This is a genomic window from Paractinoplanes hotanensis, assembly GCF_023717965.1.
Taxonomy (GTDB): domain Bacteria; phylum Actinomycetota; class Actinomycetes; order Mycobacteriales; family Micromonosporaceae; genus Actinoplanes; species Actinoplanes polyasparticus.
On the sequence record NZ_JAMQOL010000097.1, the window covers coordinates 1 to 14,645 of the forward strand.

Consider the following 14,645-nt stretch of genomic DNA (forward strand, 5'->3'; position numbering starts at 1 on the left):
CCGAGACCCGTACCGATCCCTACAGCTCCTTGGACTTGCCTAAAACGGGCATATCTCGACCTTGCGAAGACCCTGGCTGGCCGGCCCGGATGGCGGAGCCCGCATGGTCGAGCGGATTTGCCGGACGAGCACTACCGGCATACCGCATCCTGCAGTGCCCACTGCGCCAGATCAACGACAACCAGCTTGCCGCGCGAGGCGCAACGCGGTACAAGATATGTACCTGACCGGCTGCCGCGGAGGAGATGTGGCCTATTTAGCACCTGTCATGGCTCTCGCTGGCGTGGTTGTCGGGGCAAGCCTCTCCTTCCTTTTCACTTCTACGATGGAGAAACGGAAAGAGAGTTGGACTCTCGACCGAGAGTGGCGGGAACGGAAACTGCGTGCCTACGGCGCCTTTTTGACAGACGTTAGACGCTTGCGGGATTTGGCTCAGCGCGTCGCCGCGGCAGTTGACCTCGATGATCAGGCACCTCCTCTGGGACGTGACGCTGGCTTAGAACCCATGGCTGAGGCAAATATGGCTCGGAGCGCGTCGTTCGAAACGGTCAATCTCGTAGGTGGCCGGGATGTCGTCGAGGCCGGTCGAGAGCTAAACCGTGCGGTTTGGCGCCTCGAGTGGTTCGCCCGAGGCTTCCTTGACGACTCGGATCGTGAAGGCTGGGCGGAAGCGTTTCGCGCCTACCACGCCGCAATAAATGAATTCAATAAGAGAGCGCGTCTCGACATCGGCGTTCTAAGTGAGTTTTCACCGCGGTCAACCGAGCCGTCAACGCGGATTCAGTATGAGAGGGATCGTGCAGCTCGCGGCTCACCCACCGCCAACCCGGGCTAAGCGCAGATCTTGAAGGTGGACGGTCACTCATCCGGCACGATCAGCGCGCTGTGCTCGCACCGCCGGGGCCGCAGTCGATCCCCAACGGCTCCAGCCGGTCAGCTCAACAGCAGTGGCATGTACTCACATACTCCCCACGCCTCGGCCGGGTGCAGGACGCGAGGTGGCCATGTCACGGGCCGTGGATCGGGCCATAGCGGCACCAGAGCGCCACGAAACGCTGATGTGAGGTTCCACGTCGATCTTCCGAGGACCGGGTCGATGATGGTGTGTAAAAGCAACGCACCGAGGCCGACGGTCACTGTGAGCAAGTTCGGCGGGTCATCAGCATTCGCCGACCGGCCATCCTCTTGGTACAGCGCGAGGCGGCACTCGGTGCGCAAGGCCCAGTCCTCGTCGTCAACCGCCGCCGCCCAGACCATGCATTCAGGGGTGGGCCGCCGGCTCGCATAGAAGCCCTGGTAGCTCTGTTCGAGGGCGGCCGGTTCGGAGCCGGTCAGCTGCGCCATCAGACTGGTCTTGACCGCCCAGGCCGCAACTGCGGTCGCAGCCTCGACGCTGAGCGACATCGCCAACTTGCCGCGAATCATCGCGGACAGATAAGGCCGCGCCTCGGCCTCAATGTCGTTCATGAAGTTGTTGTTGCACGGGGCACAGACCGCCTTGACGGTCGTAGAGTTAAAGGTCTCCTTCATTTCTCGGTGGTGCGGGCCACTGACCGAGCGTTCCTGGCCGAGGAGCACTGTTGCCTGATCCTGGCCCCGATACTGCGCCTGTTCGGGCAATACGTTGCCCAGCCATCGGGGTATCACATGCTCTCTGGTCAAACCGGCGCCACCGCAGAATGCACATCGTCGGGCCACACGAGGCAGTTTGACCCTCGCGCGTTATTGCGGCAAAGACTTTTCTCGCACCGATGCACTGTCATGCCGCAGATAAAGCTCGTGGTCCGCCTAAGGTCGCGTACACAGGGTCATTGCCGGAACGGCCACGCGCCGACCCGCTCCGCGTCGCGTGCTACACGCGGCGAGACCCGAGCCTCACCTCACCCGGTGTCGGCGGCGATCCGCTCAGCCCGGCACAGCCCGCAGCTCCCAGCACGCTGACCTCGATGCTTTGAGCACACCTCGACCTCATTCGGGCGGGCCGCACGGATGGGCGCGACGATGGTCTGGACCGGGGTTCCGCGGAAGCCGGGGTGACGCTCGATCGTGGCCTGCTCGCGTCGCATCCAGTTGCGCCAGGTGGCCGTCCAGTCGCAGCGCCGCCCCTTGCTACCGGGCTGGGCTGTCCAGTAGTCGATGAACGCCGCGGTCGTGGTCCAGGGGACGTTAGGGGCGTGCTGCCGCGCCCAGTCGGCCATCTCGTCGGTGACCCGGAAGCTCGGTGGCAGCCGGCTACCGGACTCGTCAGCGGTTGCCGGCACCGGTGCGCTGGCGCGTCCGCGGAGACGGTCTTTGGATGGTGAACTCTCCGTAGGAGAGTTCAAGAACGTACTGGGTACGCCGGGCGGACGGCCGCTGTCCGCCCGGCGGACAGCCGGGATACCGCCCGGCGGACCACTGGGGGCGTCCGCCTGGCGGACAGGTTCGCCCCACGCGGGACCGCCGGGTTGGTCCTTCTCCGGCGTCGAAAGGGGGCGCTCGAGATCGGCGACGTCCGGGGTGGCCGCGCTCAGGGTCGGACTGCTGCGCCGCGACGCGCGAGGCGGTGTGGCGGCAGAGGGTGACCCGATGAGTAGGGTGTAACGCGTCCGGGTGCGGCCGTCCGTCGTCGTCGCCCGCTCGCGTTTGAGCCATCCGGACGTTTCCAGGGCATTGAACCATTCGGCGACCGTGGATTTCGACAGGCCGGTCATCGCGGCCCAGCCCGCCAGCGATGGGGTGTGCTCTGCGGGGATGACTCCGGTTGTCCAGTCGGCTTTGACGGCTCCGGCGAGCAGTAGGTGCCGGGCGGGGGCAGGCAGGGTTGAGTTGAGGACCGCGTGCTGCAGCTCAAGCACGAATCGCATATCAACGTCCCGTCTTCTGCACGGTGCACTGGCGAACCGACCTGCGGTCAGTCCGCTGGAGGTGTGATGCCGCCGAGGCTCGGGCGCGGATCCTTGCACGCCCGAGCGTCGCCGAACGGCGGCCGACGCGCGACGTTCCGCAGCCTCTCGAGAGCACCGTCCGGACAGGCGACGCGGCTGCCGTGGGCCGTCACACGGGCTTGAGATTCTTCGCGCCTCAGAGACGTCCGGTGGCTACCAGCGGTAGTCCGGCCCCTGTGTGCTCATGTTCACGAGCAAGCCAGCGTGGGTGTAGAAGTTCATCGCGCAGAACAACGCGAAGCCGATGCCAGCGACTGTCCAGGCCCAGTAGAGGATCTGCCAGCTGCGGCGGCTGCCGGGCCGGGCTGCGAACGGGAACAGCAGGCAGCCCAGCGCCGCGGGGGCATAGAGAACAGCAGCGAAGAACGTGTTCTCGATGGCGGGGTAATTGTGTAGCAGCCCGGTGATGGGTTCCTCGGCAGGCGCGGCGCTGATGACGTCGAATCGCAGGATGGCCAGCGCGCACCAGGTCATGACGAGCCCGAGGAGGAAGACGATGACCCCGACAGGGCCCAGCGCGTCCGGTAACCGGTCGCGTTCGAGGGCCGGTGTGGTGCGGCTGATCCGCCAGGCGGCGGCGAGCAAAAGCAGGCCGAGCAGCAGAGCGGGTTCGCCGAAGATGGTGTCGATGTAGGGCTTGGCCTCGGCGAGGGGGTGGGTGACGGTCATGGCGCCGCCGAGCCCGGTCAGCAGGATGCCGAGGACGCCGAACGCGGCGGCCCAGCCGCTGTGGTCAGCTGGTGCACGCACGAGGCGCAGTGGCATGCGTTCGTTGCGCAGCCCGGCCCAGTAGCGCGGGACGAGGATCAGCGCCGCGCCGGCGGTGACGCCGATGAGCGTGTTGTACATGATCATGAGTTAGCTCCTGACAGGCGAAGGGTCATTGCTGGTGTGCAGTGATGAGGTGCCGCAGGACGGCGATGTCGTGCCGATCGGCGTCGGACTGGCCGTCTAGCAGGGTGTTCAGCGCGGCGATGAGCTGCGCCCGCAGTTGCTGGTTGAGCGCCCAGCCGGCGGCGGTAGGCGCGAGCAGGGACCGGCGGCGGTCTCTGGTGGGGATGCTGCGTCGCAGCAGTCCGCGTTTGATGAGAGCGGCTGCCGAGCGGGTGACGGACCCTTTGGAGACGTGGGCCAGGGCGGCGACAACTCCGGTGTCGACGGGTCGGTGCATGACGGTCAGGTGCAGCACGTCGTAACTGGTCCAGGTCAGGTTGGCGTCGGCGAGGACGCTGACCTCGAGGTAGCGGCGGGCGAAGTTCGCGGTGCGGCACATCTGGGCGAGGTGATCCAGCCGCCCCGGCCCGTCGTCGGCGCCCGCGATGCCTGGTGCCGCCGACGCCGGCGCGGCAACGTCGACCACACCCGAGGTGTCTTCTCTCATCATCGGGCGCCGGTTCCCGGCGCGAGGAGTGCTGGCGGGCTGGGCCGAGCCCGGGTCTTGCCGTGGCGGTGGTGGTCACCGCTGGTCCAGTTCGCGAGCCTGCGCACGGGCCAGAACTGGTGCGCGGCGCCGGGCCCGCCCAACGTGCTGGGCAGGTGTCGGGTGTGCTGGCCGGGGCGGTGGCTGGCCGTGGGAACGTGCATGGTTGGGCTCCCCCTTTGCAGAGTTTCGGCTGTCGTGGTGGGCCTGTGGGTACGTGCCGGTCATCACCGGCACGACGACACCAGCGGTGTGGCCGGCGCGCTGTGCTGGTGGTGAAGCCAGGTCGTGATGGCCGTGAACGCCAGCGGTGCCGTGTGGTGCAGGTTGATGGAATGGCCGGTCCGCGGGATGGTCGCTGCGGCCAGCGCGGTGCCGGGCGGGAACGCGGTGTGTTCGCGTTGGCAGATGTCGGCCGGTGTGGTGCAGGGCTGGCCGGTGCCGCAGAACAGCGTGTCGGTGGCGCCCATGACGAACAGGACGGGCACGGTGATGGCGCGGCTGTAGGCCAGCTCGTCGTCCGGGGTGAAGGTGAGTTCGCCGGTCGTGGCGGTCGTCTTGGTCTGCTCGTCCCAGGCGGCGGCGCCGCGGACGGCGGTGTTCGCGTCCAGGAAGTAACCGGGTCGGCTGCCGGGCCGGGTGGTCAGGTAACCGTCCAGTGGTGCGGTGTCGGTGAACTTCGGGTCGGCGGCCGCCGGGTACAGGTCGGTCGTGAAGCGGGTCATCTCGTCGATGCGGATGTCGTGCAGCAGGCCGGTGAGGACGAGCGCGTCGACGTCGTGGTAGGTGGCGGCTTCGGCCATCGCGATGACCGAGCCGTAGGAGTGCCCGACGCCAATGACACGGGTGAACCGGCCGAGGGTGCCGTCGCGTAGCGCGCGGACAGCCTGGTGGGTGACGGTTGCTTCGGTCGTGGTGGTGACCTGGTCGGCGGGAGGCCGGTCGCTGGCACCTGTGCCGATACGGTCGACGAGATAGACGGCGTCCCCGGCGGACAGCGCCGCCGCGGTGTAGTCGCTGCGCCGGTCGGGACCGGTCCAGTAGCGGTGGGTGTAAGTCAGCCCGGGGATCAGCAGCTGCACGGTCGTGGTCGTGCGGGCTGGCCGGCACAGCCATCCGGCGAGCCGATACCGAGAGGCGCCGGGACTGGAGGTCAGGGTGACGGCCAAGTCGTGCCGGGCGCATCCAGGCCGCGCCGCTGATGGCGGTTGGGCGTGCGCGGCCGGCGTGGCCAGGGCCACGCCGGCCAGGATGAGGGCCACCGCCACCGCGAGCGAGGTCAATAGGTGGCGGGTACGCGGCCGCTGTGAGTCTGGGGTTGCGGCTGGCGTGGTGTTGAACTGCATGCGCTGCTCCTTCGAGGTTGTTCGGTTACGGCGATCGAGGGACAGCCGTGTGCCGGGGCAGTGCGGATATTCCAACGCTCTGAATGAGTCGGGCCGGGTGGCCGATCCCTCGTCGGGTCGGACTTCTCCGCAGCCACAAGCAAGCCCCCTGTAGCCGAGGTGCAACTGCGGGGCGGCTGCTGGCGGACCAGCTCCGCACCTGACGAGGCCATGAGAACCGCGTCGCTGTTGGGAACCGGTGCCACCAGGGAGCTGCGGTATTCCTACGCGCGCGTTACCAAGGCAATGCGAGGCGTCAGTCTGAGCAACCACAGCAACGACACTGCCGGTAGGACTACGCGTCGGCGTAGCTGTCCCCAGCTGTCTCGAGCTGTCTAGAGCTGTCGCCCTGGCTCGTAAGTTGGCGGCGGTACGGGCTCGACGGTCCCGCTCATCGAAGAGGGGACTGTAGTGAAGGCCGGAAGCCAGCGGACATCAATCGTCCTGCTGCTTGTGATCGGTACTTTTGCCGTCGCCGTCGATACTTGACGAATGCACAGCGGAATTGATGATCAAACACCCTGAACAGGGTCTTGACTCAGCCCTGAACGACAAGTCACCGCCTGTTCACGGGAGCAATACGAACGCAAGGGCGCGTGCTTGCGTTGCGCCGGGTCCTTCGCGGATCGGCTGGCAAGGCAATGCGTTCGACGTTGGCCCAGAGGCTGTGGGCGGGGGTGTGGGCAGGGTGCCGCCGTCTGGGGCTCTACTCGGGCGAGGCTTTGATCGTGACGCCGCTGTCTCGGAAGAGCAGGTCAAAGAAGGTGCGCATGGTTTCGCGGGCTGCCGGGTCGTCACGGAGTTCGTGGGTACCGAAGCGGTGAACCTCGTAGCCATTGAGGGCGAGCGCCCGGCTGCCGCGCATCGTCTTCGCGTAGGTTGCCGGGTCGGCGACGTAGCGCAGCGGTTGAGCGGCCGTCTCGATGGCGTAGTGCTGCATGCCGTCCACCTCCAGCACGATTCGACGATCGTGGGGCAGGAAGATCAGGAAGTCCATGCGGTGGTTCAGTAGCGCGTGGACGCCGCGGGCGCGGATGGTCTTTGGGTCCCAGTGGAGCACTACCTCAGGAATCAGCACTGGGAGATCAGGGCCCGCGGCGCGGAAGAGGTTGTAGTAGGTCTTGAAGAAGCGGTATTGGTACGGCGAGTTGTTGGGCAGGCTGCTCTCCATCCGCCGATGCAACTGCCACTTGGCGGCAACGTCGTCGGTGACCTGGTAAGTCTCCATCCACCATGTCTGGAGCGCTCCCCACCGAAGGCCGCCGACGTTAATGGGCCGGTCGTAGTGCAGAACGTCGTCCGCATTCGAGAGGATCTCGATCTCGTTGTCGATCGTGTCGGTGATCCGGATGTCGGGTTTACGCAGGGCGGCGAAGTACAGATTTTTCGGCCGGCGTGACCGGGAGCGGATCGCAATGAGTCGGAAGACTGGGTAGCCGTCGTCGGCGCCGGTCTCCCGTAGCTCCAGGCCGTCTGGCTTCAGAAGAGGGTTGAGGTCCTCAATAACGCTTCTTTGCTTGGACTCGTCGGGGATCGTGTCCGCCGATGCCAACCCCTCCAGCAAGAGCGCGAACCGGCGGTCGGAAGCATCGAATGCGCCGAGCTGCTCGAACAGGTGCTCAGCCGACCAATCGGGGAAGGAGCCGACGTGACGGTCGATATCTGCCCCGAGCCCTCTGTTGTGGCCATCCCACGGGAAGGGGTCGTTGTCGAGCACGAAGAGCCGGTCCAATAGCGCCCTGAACCGAACGTAATGCTCTCTGAAGTCCTCTAAGTCGAGCACGCGGGACAGTTCTCGGCGGGCGCGCTTGGAGATCGGTGGATGGTTCTCGACAGCCCACCAGAGGTCTTGAAGTGCGGTGCGGCGGGCCGCGGTGAGCAGTTCGAACGTGTCGACGATGCGCTCAGCGACGGCCGGGAGGCGCATGTCCGGAACGGCCCGCAGACTCGACGAGGCGAGTTCTGCCTTGCTGCCTTCCCCGGAAGGCGCTGGTAGACCGATCCGGCCGAGGTGTCCGGCGAGTGTCTTGTGCGAGGCTGTTCCGGCTATCTCCTTGACGATCTCGCCGACCAGGTCTCGTAGCTCAGCCATGTCGGGGTCGCCAGCCATCGGCCGATTGTGCCAGACCATCCCGGTCCTGCGGGTGGGCGCAGCCGCCGGCCTGATCGACTGATCGGTGGGAGGCCGGGCGGGCAACGAAGGGCCTCGTGGAGCGGGATGACAGCCTACTCGGCGACGCTCTCTGGGACGCGTTCGTCATTCGGTGTATCGGTGGCGGGTACGAGACGAGGGCCGCTGGTCAGGTCCTGGATAAGCAGTTCTCTAGCCATCGTTCGGAAGTTCGGGTGTAGACCCGCGGCGGCCACCAGGAAACCGACGACGTCAGACATGAGTTTCGCGGCGATCGGGTCGATATGAGCGCCGAAGGCTTTCGACACCGTGGTGCGTTTGCGGGCGACGAGTGCCGCGCTGAGCATCTCGGCGTACTGCAGTGCGGGGAGGCATGCGTGAGGTGCGCGGTTGAACCGGCCGACGAGTTCGAGGAGTTGGCTGTACCAGGCTGGCAGCAGTTGAGCGCGGTCCTGGGCGGCGGGCGGCACGATGCGCATGAGTTGTTCGAGCATCTGCTTTTTTTCGCGGAGCGCGACCTGGCCGCCGAAGAAGTATTCGAGAAGGCAGGTCTGCACGTCAGCAGCGTGCGTGGCACGGATGTGTTCGACCGCGCGGGAGACCGAGAGCAGGTAAAGCCATGAACAGTCGAGTAGAAGTGCAGCGTGGACGGGGTTGGCCGGGTCGAGGATGCTCGCGGCGTCGGCGAGATGGCTGACCATCTGGGTGAGGTTGCGGTAGGGCTCGTAGACCCAGTAGTCGAACTGCCGGTATTCCAGCAGTGGAGCGAGTTTGCTGTCCATCCCGGTGAACGCCTTGAGGTACTGCTCCATCTGCGGCACGTCGAACAGCCGGGCCAGTGGCGCTTCGTGCAGATCGAGCGGGATGGGGTGCTGGGCTTCCAGTACGGTGAGGTCCTCCCCTGTGACGACGGCGATCTTGAGGCGGGCGGCGAGCTGCCGGGCGGCGTCGGTGGTCTTAAGAGGGCGGATCATGTAGGCGGCGTCCGCACCGAAAAAGTCTCCGACACCGCGAATCCAGAACATGCGTTCGGTGGTGTTCCGGGCGGTGCTCTTGCAGTCGGCGATCGCGGTCTGCACGCGGAAGCCGGGCGCGACGGTGACGCCCAAGACGTCCAAGTCGGTGTACGACTCGTGGCCGGGCCGACCCTTGTTCGCCGGGACGTAGGCGCGCAATGGCACGTCGACCCGGGTCGCGAAGCCCATACGCCAGAGCAGACGCCGCACCGCGGCTTTCTGTCCCAGATCCTGCTCGCTCACAGCGCTCCCCGGCCCATCATCACGTCGAAGAACTTTCCGTACTCCTTGTCCGGCACGCGCACCAGGTTGCGACTGCGGGCCGCGGTCTGGAGCGGCTGCAGGTACCGGGCGTCGAGCGAGAGCATGTCGCGGGCCTGGTCCGAAGCACCGCGGCCAGCAGCCATGGGCTCGCCGGCCAGCAGCATGTCCCGGGCGATGCTCAGAGCCTCCCGGTTGTCGGGTGTGTCGATAAGGGTGGGTCGCACCCAACTTCCCCAGGAGACGTCGTCGGGGCCGAACGTGATGATCCCGCGGTTGCGCATGAGCAGGTATTGCCGCTGCGAGGAGCTGTGCGGGGAGATGCTCCCTACCTCCAGCAGGGTGTTGATGAGGTGGGCGGCACGGCTCACGTTGTTGAATCCGCCGAAGTCTTCAGCGCAGCGAGCGCACGCGATGATGGCCAGGGCCTTGTCGAGGACCGGCTTACGGGTGATCAGCAGTTCCCGATCCAGGGTGTAGGGCAGCGTCGCGAAGGCGCGCATCGTCTGGTCCGGGAGTTGGACGGTCGGCGCGGGCACAAGGCCACGTGCGACGGCGTCAACCAGCAGCGGGTGCTCGGTCGAGGTGATCGCCAGTCCCTGGTGGTTCTTCAGGGTCTCGAACTCGGCGAGCATCCGCTCCGGGCCGTGCGCGGTGAGCAGGTCGTTGAGGACGTCGGGGTGCTCGAAGGCGGTGAAAGGCGAGTAGGCGATGTCGCCGTCGATGGTGGAGACGGTCCGCAGTAGGCCGGACTGCTGGCCGATGGTCACGACCCGGCCCGCGTCGGCGCTGGACAGGTTGACCGCCTCGGAGAGAACCTCGACCGGAACCGGACCGCTGGCGAGGCGGTCCACCACGGCCAGCATCTGCTCTTCGAACTGTTTCGGCTTGCGTGACCGCCACCGGCCGCCGAGGTCTTCGTACAGGTCGCGGTACATCGGGACGTTCTCGGTCAGGCCGGTGACCTCGCCTGCGGGGTTCCGGGTCAGTTCGACGAACTCGGCCTCTTCGAGGAGGGCGAGAACCTGGTCGAAGGCGGCCGGCGCCACGTCCAGCTCCGTGACGGCCACGGTTTCCAGCGCGTTCACGTCCGCGATGAGCTGCCGGTCCCGGATTAGCGCTGCTACATCGGCGGCCATCCCGACCAGCCGAGTGGTCTTCAGGGGGATCAGGCCGGGTGAGTTCGGGTCGACCGTTCGCAGGCCGGCATGAACATCCTGGCAGCGCAGACCCTCGACGTACTGCTCCATCCCCACCTTCATCGCATCCGTGCCGAAGTACCGGGCACCAGGTCGGCCCGCCGCCGGATCGGATCGGCGCAGGCAACCCCGGCCGCAACAGGTTACTCTCCGCGCTCAGGGCGGTCACAACGATTTCCTCGTCCGCCATTGCCATCCGTCGCCGGGCTCTCCTCCGAGAGGGCCGCCGCGACGAAGGGTTGACCAGCGACGAGCAACGCTCACCGGAGCAGGGCGAGTCAGCCCCGTCGGCCGAGTTGAACATCGCTTGCAGAACGCGACGATCGTCCAGCCGCACTTACGGATGGTTGCGCTCGATCGCGGCGAAGGGTGTCCACGATGCCCTCACTTGATTAACATAAGCGGATTTGTCGGCACTCAGCCCGGGGACACGACCGGCTCGGATTAGCGTGGCCACGATGGCACGCACTCCCGGAGCCGCGGGGTTCTCGTCGTCCGTGATGTCGGGCAGCACGGCAGTCGGCAGCGTGGCATCGATCCGCTTGACGAGCTGACGCAGGGCCGCCTCGTCGAGCAGTTCGTCGAGACGTCGGATGACCTGGCCGGAGGTGCCGGCGGGCAGGGCGAGGTCGGCGTCGATGCGGGTGGCGTGGTCGGGACCGTAAACGGCATCGAGGGCATGAGGGGCGACGGTCGTGTAGATCTTGGCCATGCGCGCATCGAGGTAGCCGTTGCTTGCGAAGTAGCGCAGGACGGGCCTAACGAGATCGGGATCTGGGTCTCGGCGGCTGTAGATCGCGGCGACTGCCCGGAGAACGTCGAGGAGATCGATGTGCTGGTACCTGCGGCATTCGTGGTGGATCGCGCTGACGGCGCGATCGGTGAACGGTTCGCCCTTCTCGACGATGCGCAGCGCCTCACGTACCTCTGGGTCGGGTGTAACCCAGGCGTGGAAATCCGGTCCGGTTGGCGGGACGGCGCAGCGGTACGCGAGGGACTGCCAGGGCGGGATGACGGTCAGGTACCACCGCAGCAGGGAGAGGTGACGGTCGGCCTCGTCACGGTCGTTAAAGCCACGCCGGACATCGGTGGCCGTCTTGACGCGGGCGTCAACGGCGTCTCGCCATACCGGCGCTCCGTGTCTTGATCGAATCGATCGCCAGGCGTCCTCGAAGATCATCCGATCCGCGCGTTCGCCGATGTCGTACGCCACCAGAGCAAGATCGGCGGAGAGACCTGCGGTGTCGTCGGAGGCGACCGGCCGGTGACCTGCCGCTTCCTCGATACGGGCCGCCTCGACACGGCGGTCGAGAGCGTGGCCTTGTTCGATCGTCGCCCATGTCTCGTCCGACATGATGCTGGGCGTACTGAAGCCGGGCGGGATCGGTCCGCCGGTGACCTTCAGCAGGTGGGCGGCAGTCCTCCGCCAGCCGGTGAGTTCCCTAAGGCGGGCCTTCTCAGCCGCCTGTTCCGCGTGATGGCGGGCGGCGCGCTCCGTGCCGGCGATGTTGAAGATCGGTTCGCGGCGCATCGCGCGCCGGTGGATTTCGGCGGTCTCAAGCGCGGCGAGTTCGGCGGCGGGGACGTTTCGGCGCAAGGGGCAGATGATCGGTTGCAGCCCGGCTGCTTTGAGTTCTGCGATCCATGCCTGGACGAACGTGTTGGTCGATTTGTTGAGGTGGCCGCGGAGACGTACGTCGAGCGGCACGGTGGTCGCGCCCCACGTAGCGAACCCGGTTGTCGCGAGGGTCTTTCAGAACGTAGAGAGTCCCGGTGGCCGCAGGCCCTGCTTCGGCGGGGGGTTCGGTCGTCGCGGTCACAGAGCCTCCTGACCGGTGCAGAACTCTACGGACGGTGTCCAAATGGCCTGTACTGCGACGATGTACGCCGTCGCCTCCTGCTGCGGTGCGCTGGTATGCCCGGCGGCGGCGAATGCGGCGACCGCGGCTCGTCGCGTGGGAGTCGTGCGGATCTCGCGCGCCAGGTTGGGCAATGGTGTGGTCGGGAACGCTGCGGTGGTCCGGGTAGCCGCGTCGGCGAGGTGAGCGCTGGCGGGTAGCAGCCGAGCCAGGTGTTGGATGATGCGCGTTCCGCTGCCGGCGGGTAGCACCAAGTCGGCGTCGAGCCGGCTCGCGAGGTCCGGTCCGTACACGTGGTCGAGGGCTTCCGGGTCGGCCTCCAGGTACACCCTGGCGAGGGACTCGTCGAGGGTGCCGAATTTCGTAAGGTCGCGCAGCGTGACTTTGACGATCTCGGTGACCGTGCCCGTCAAGGGGCGGGGCAGTGTCCAGGCGGCGGCGAGGCTGACGAGCAGGTCCGCGGGGCCTGGATCATATTGGTCCTGCAACTGGTCGGCGGCGTGGCCGGTGTGCTTGACCTTCTCGACGATGGCTGCGGCGTCACGGACCTGGGGATCTCCGGTGAGCCAGGCGTGGAAGGCTGGTCCGCTGACCGGCCGACCGGCTCGGGCCGCGAGATGTCGCCACGGTGCGATGGCGGTCAGGTACCACCGTAAGAGGGCGAGATAGCGGCCGACGTGGACCGCGCTGGTGAGTTCGGACGCTCCCACGACACCGGTGATGCAGCGCTCCAGGTTGTCCTTTCGGGAACCGTGGAACTCTAGGCCGATTGCCCATCCAGCGTCTTCGAGCAGCAGGTCACGGGCCAGCTTCGAGCATGCGTAGTAGTTCTGGGTGGCGATCACGCAGGGAGCGCGCCAGGTGTTGGGGTCGACGCCCGCAGGTGGCATGAAGTCCGCCGGTGTCGAGTCTTCTACCTTCTTCGCTTCGCGTGCCTTCTGGATCGCTTGCCAAATTTCCTCTCGGACCGCGATCACTAGGTGGTGCCCCGGTGGCAGCGGCCCGTTACAGCCGGCTCGCACTGCGTCAGCAAGGGCAGACCATTCCCGTTCGGAGTTCCGTTGCGCGAGCGCTGCCGCCCAGTCAGCCAGGATCTTCTTGGCGGCGGATACGCCGTTGATGTTGAGCAGTTCGTCGCCGGCAAGGACGTGGCTGTGGATCTCAGCATTCTCTGCCGTCAGCATGTCCTCGGCCGGGATGTCGCTTCGGACCGGTTCGATGATCGGTTTCAGTCCGGCGGCCTTCAGGTCGGCTAGCCACGCCGCCAGCGCGTCGGAGCTGGGCTTGGCCAGGTGCCGGGCGAGCCGGACCGCGAGGGTTGTTCCAGTGGCACCGATGTAACGGATCCGCTTGGTTCGCGGGTCGCGTAGTGCGTAGACGGTTCCTGGTCCGGCGACAGTCGTGTTGGCCGTCATCCTGCCTCGCCTCCGGAGCCTCGTGGTCGTAGAGCTGGATGGTCTCAGCCGGGTCTGACACTTTTCGCTGCGCGGCCCGCCTCATGATCGCCACATACTCCGGTCGAGTGACGACTGAACTCCGTACGTGAACTTTCGGTCACTACGACTGGCCGGTGCTCAGCCAACGTACGGTCCGCAGCTGCGGCGACCCCGCGCGGTGATCCACCCTTCGCGCCGATCAACTAGGGTGCCCATCCCGAGGAACTTCCGGCCGAGATCCTTGACGAGGTGGCCAGGGCGGTCGGGACAGAGGTCACTGTTCTCAGTCCCCTATGCGGTTGCGTCAATTGGGGTGCCATGCGCGTTAGACAGCGCTTGCCCTTGCCATGGACTCATCCCTCGGCGACTACAGTTTCGGCTGGTGAAAGCGGTTCAGCAGATGGACCAACGCTGCGAATCCATCATCAGATGAACTTTCAATCTTTTATTGGGGTAGTGCAGATATTCCCACGTTGCGAATGGCTCGGCTCAAGGCTGCCGTTTGCCTCCGGCTCCAACTCGGCGAGCTTGCGGGCCCGAGACCGTCCGAGCTGAGCGCTGGCGGACGAGTCGAGCGCGCGCCGATGGACCGTGCACCTACGCCTACCGCGGATCGGGCGGGCAGGTTTGCTATCCCGACCCGGCCAGTGCCAACTGTCCACTTTGCGGGGTGCTGGACGACTGCCCAAGTCGTAAGGTTCTCCCCAAGCGCTGGCCACCTTCCGGCACTCCAGCGATCATGCGGCGATTGCCCATACGCGTGGCGGCGCCGCTCTTACCGATGGCGCCGCTCAGCTCACCCCCCAGGGTCATTGCGTTGTTCCGTTACCGCTGGTCATGGCGGTGATGAGGTCGTGCGGACGGCTCATGGCGCGTCGGGTGGCGCGGGCGATGTTGGCCTCGCCGCTGATGCGGTGGAATCCGATCGCGGTGTTACGCAGGGTGGCCATGACGGCGGGTCCGTTGCCGGTCCGGGCTTGATGGGCGTCTTCACGGAAAGTTACGTCCCGG

Annotated in this window: 11 protein-coding genes and 1 pseudogene; all 12 read right to left on the bottom strand. The window is 66.4% G+C overall.

Going from position 1 to position 14,645, the window contains the following annotated elements:
• Positions 1 to 933: 933 nt before the first annotated feature.
• A complete protein-coding gene (locus LXN57_RS47085; RefSeq protein WP_251804850.1) occupies positions 934 to 1,662 on the bottom strand; it encodes a hypothetical protein in 729 nt (242 codons plus the stop codon).
• 218 nt (positions 1,663 to 1,880) lie between these two features.
• Entirely contained in the window at positions 1,881 to 2,261 is a 381-nt protein-coding gene (locus LXN57_RS47090) for a hypothetical protein (protein ID WP_251804851.1), read from the bottom strand.
• An 819-nt stretch (positions 2,262 to 3,080) separates the two neighbouring features.
• Positions 3,081 to 3,782 (bottom strand): DUF981 family protein, encoded by a 702-nt coding sequence (locus LXN57_RS47095; protein ID WP_251804852.1) that lies wholly within the window; start codon positions 3,780 to 3,782, stop codon positions 3,081 to 3,083.
• A gap of 25 nt (positions 3,783 to 3,807) precedes the next feature.
• The gene (locus LXN57_RS47100) at positions 3,808 to 4,311 is read right to left on the bottom strand and encodes a MarR family winged helix-turn-helix transcriptional regulator (protein WP_251804853.1); all 504 of its coding nucleotides are present in this window, start codon (positions 4,309 to 4,311) and stop codon (positions 3,808 to 3,810) included.
• On the bottom strand, positions 4,308 to 4,511 hold the full coding sequence (locus LXN57_RS47105; protein ID WP_251804854.1) for a hypothetical protein: 204 nt from the start codon (positions 4,509 to 4,511) through the stop codon (positions 4,308 to 4,310). Before LXN57_RS47105 ends, LXN57_RS47100 begins: the two co-directional genes overlap by 4 nt.
• Positions 4,512 to 4,574: 63 nt before the next feature.
• Positions 4,575 to 5,693, bottom strand: coding sequence for an alpha/beta fold hydrolase (locus tag LXN57_RS47110; protein ID WP_251804855.1), 1,119 nt, complete (start codon positions 5,691 to 5,693; stop codon positions 4,575 to 4,577).
• 745 nt (positions 5,694 to 6,438) lie between these two features.
• Positions 6,439 to 7,842 (bottom strand): AbiJ-related protein, encoded by a 1,404-nt coding sequence (locus tag LXN57_RS47115; RefSeq protein WP_251804856.1) that lies wholly within the window; start codon positions 7,840 to 7,842, stop codon positions 6,439 to 6,441.
• A 116-nt stretch (positions 7,843 to 7,958) separates the two neighbouring features.
• Positions 7,959 to 9,122 (bottom strand): hypothetical protein, encoded by a 1,164-nt coding sequence (locus tag LXN57_RS47120; RefSeq protein WP_251804857.1) that lies wholly within the window; start codon positions 9,120 to 9,122, stop codon positions 7,959 to 7,961.
• Positions 9,119 to 10,390 carry a hypothetical protein gene (locus tag LXN57_RS47125; RefSeq protein ID WP_251804858.1) on the bottom strand — a complete coding sequence of 424 codons (1,272 nt, stop codon included), beginning with the start codon at positions 10,388 to 10,390 and terminating at the stop codon, positions 9,119 to 9,121. The genes LXN57_RS47120 and LXN57_RS47125 overlap by 4 nt, the downstream gene beginning before the upstream one ends.
• 286 nt (positions 10,391 to 10,676) lie before the next feature.
• Positions 10,677 to 12,047, bottom strand: coding sequence for a hypothetical protein (locus LXN57_RS47130; protein ID WP_251804859.1), 1,371 nt, complete (start codon positions 12,045 to 12,047; stop codon positions 10,677 to 10,679).
• A 108-nt stretch (positions 12,048 to 12,155) separates the two neighbouring features.
• On the bottom strand, positions 12,156 to 13,613 hold the full coding sequence (locus LXN57_RS47135) for a GIY-YIG nuclease family protein (RefSeq protein ID WP_251804860.1): 1,458 nt from the start codon (positions 13,611 to 13,613) through the stop codon (positions 12,156 to 12,158).
• Positions 13,614 to 14,443: 830 nt separating this feature from the next.
• A pseudogene (locus tag LXN57_RS47140) lies at positions 14,444 to 14,645 on the bottom strand (ISAs1 family transposase); the annotation flags it as partial.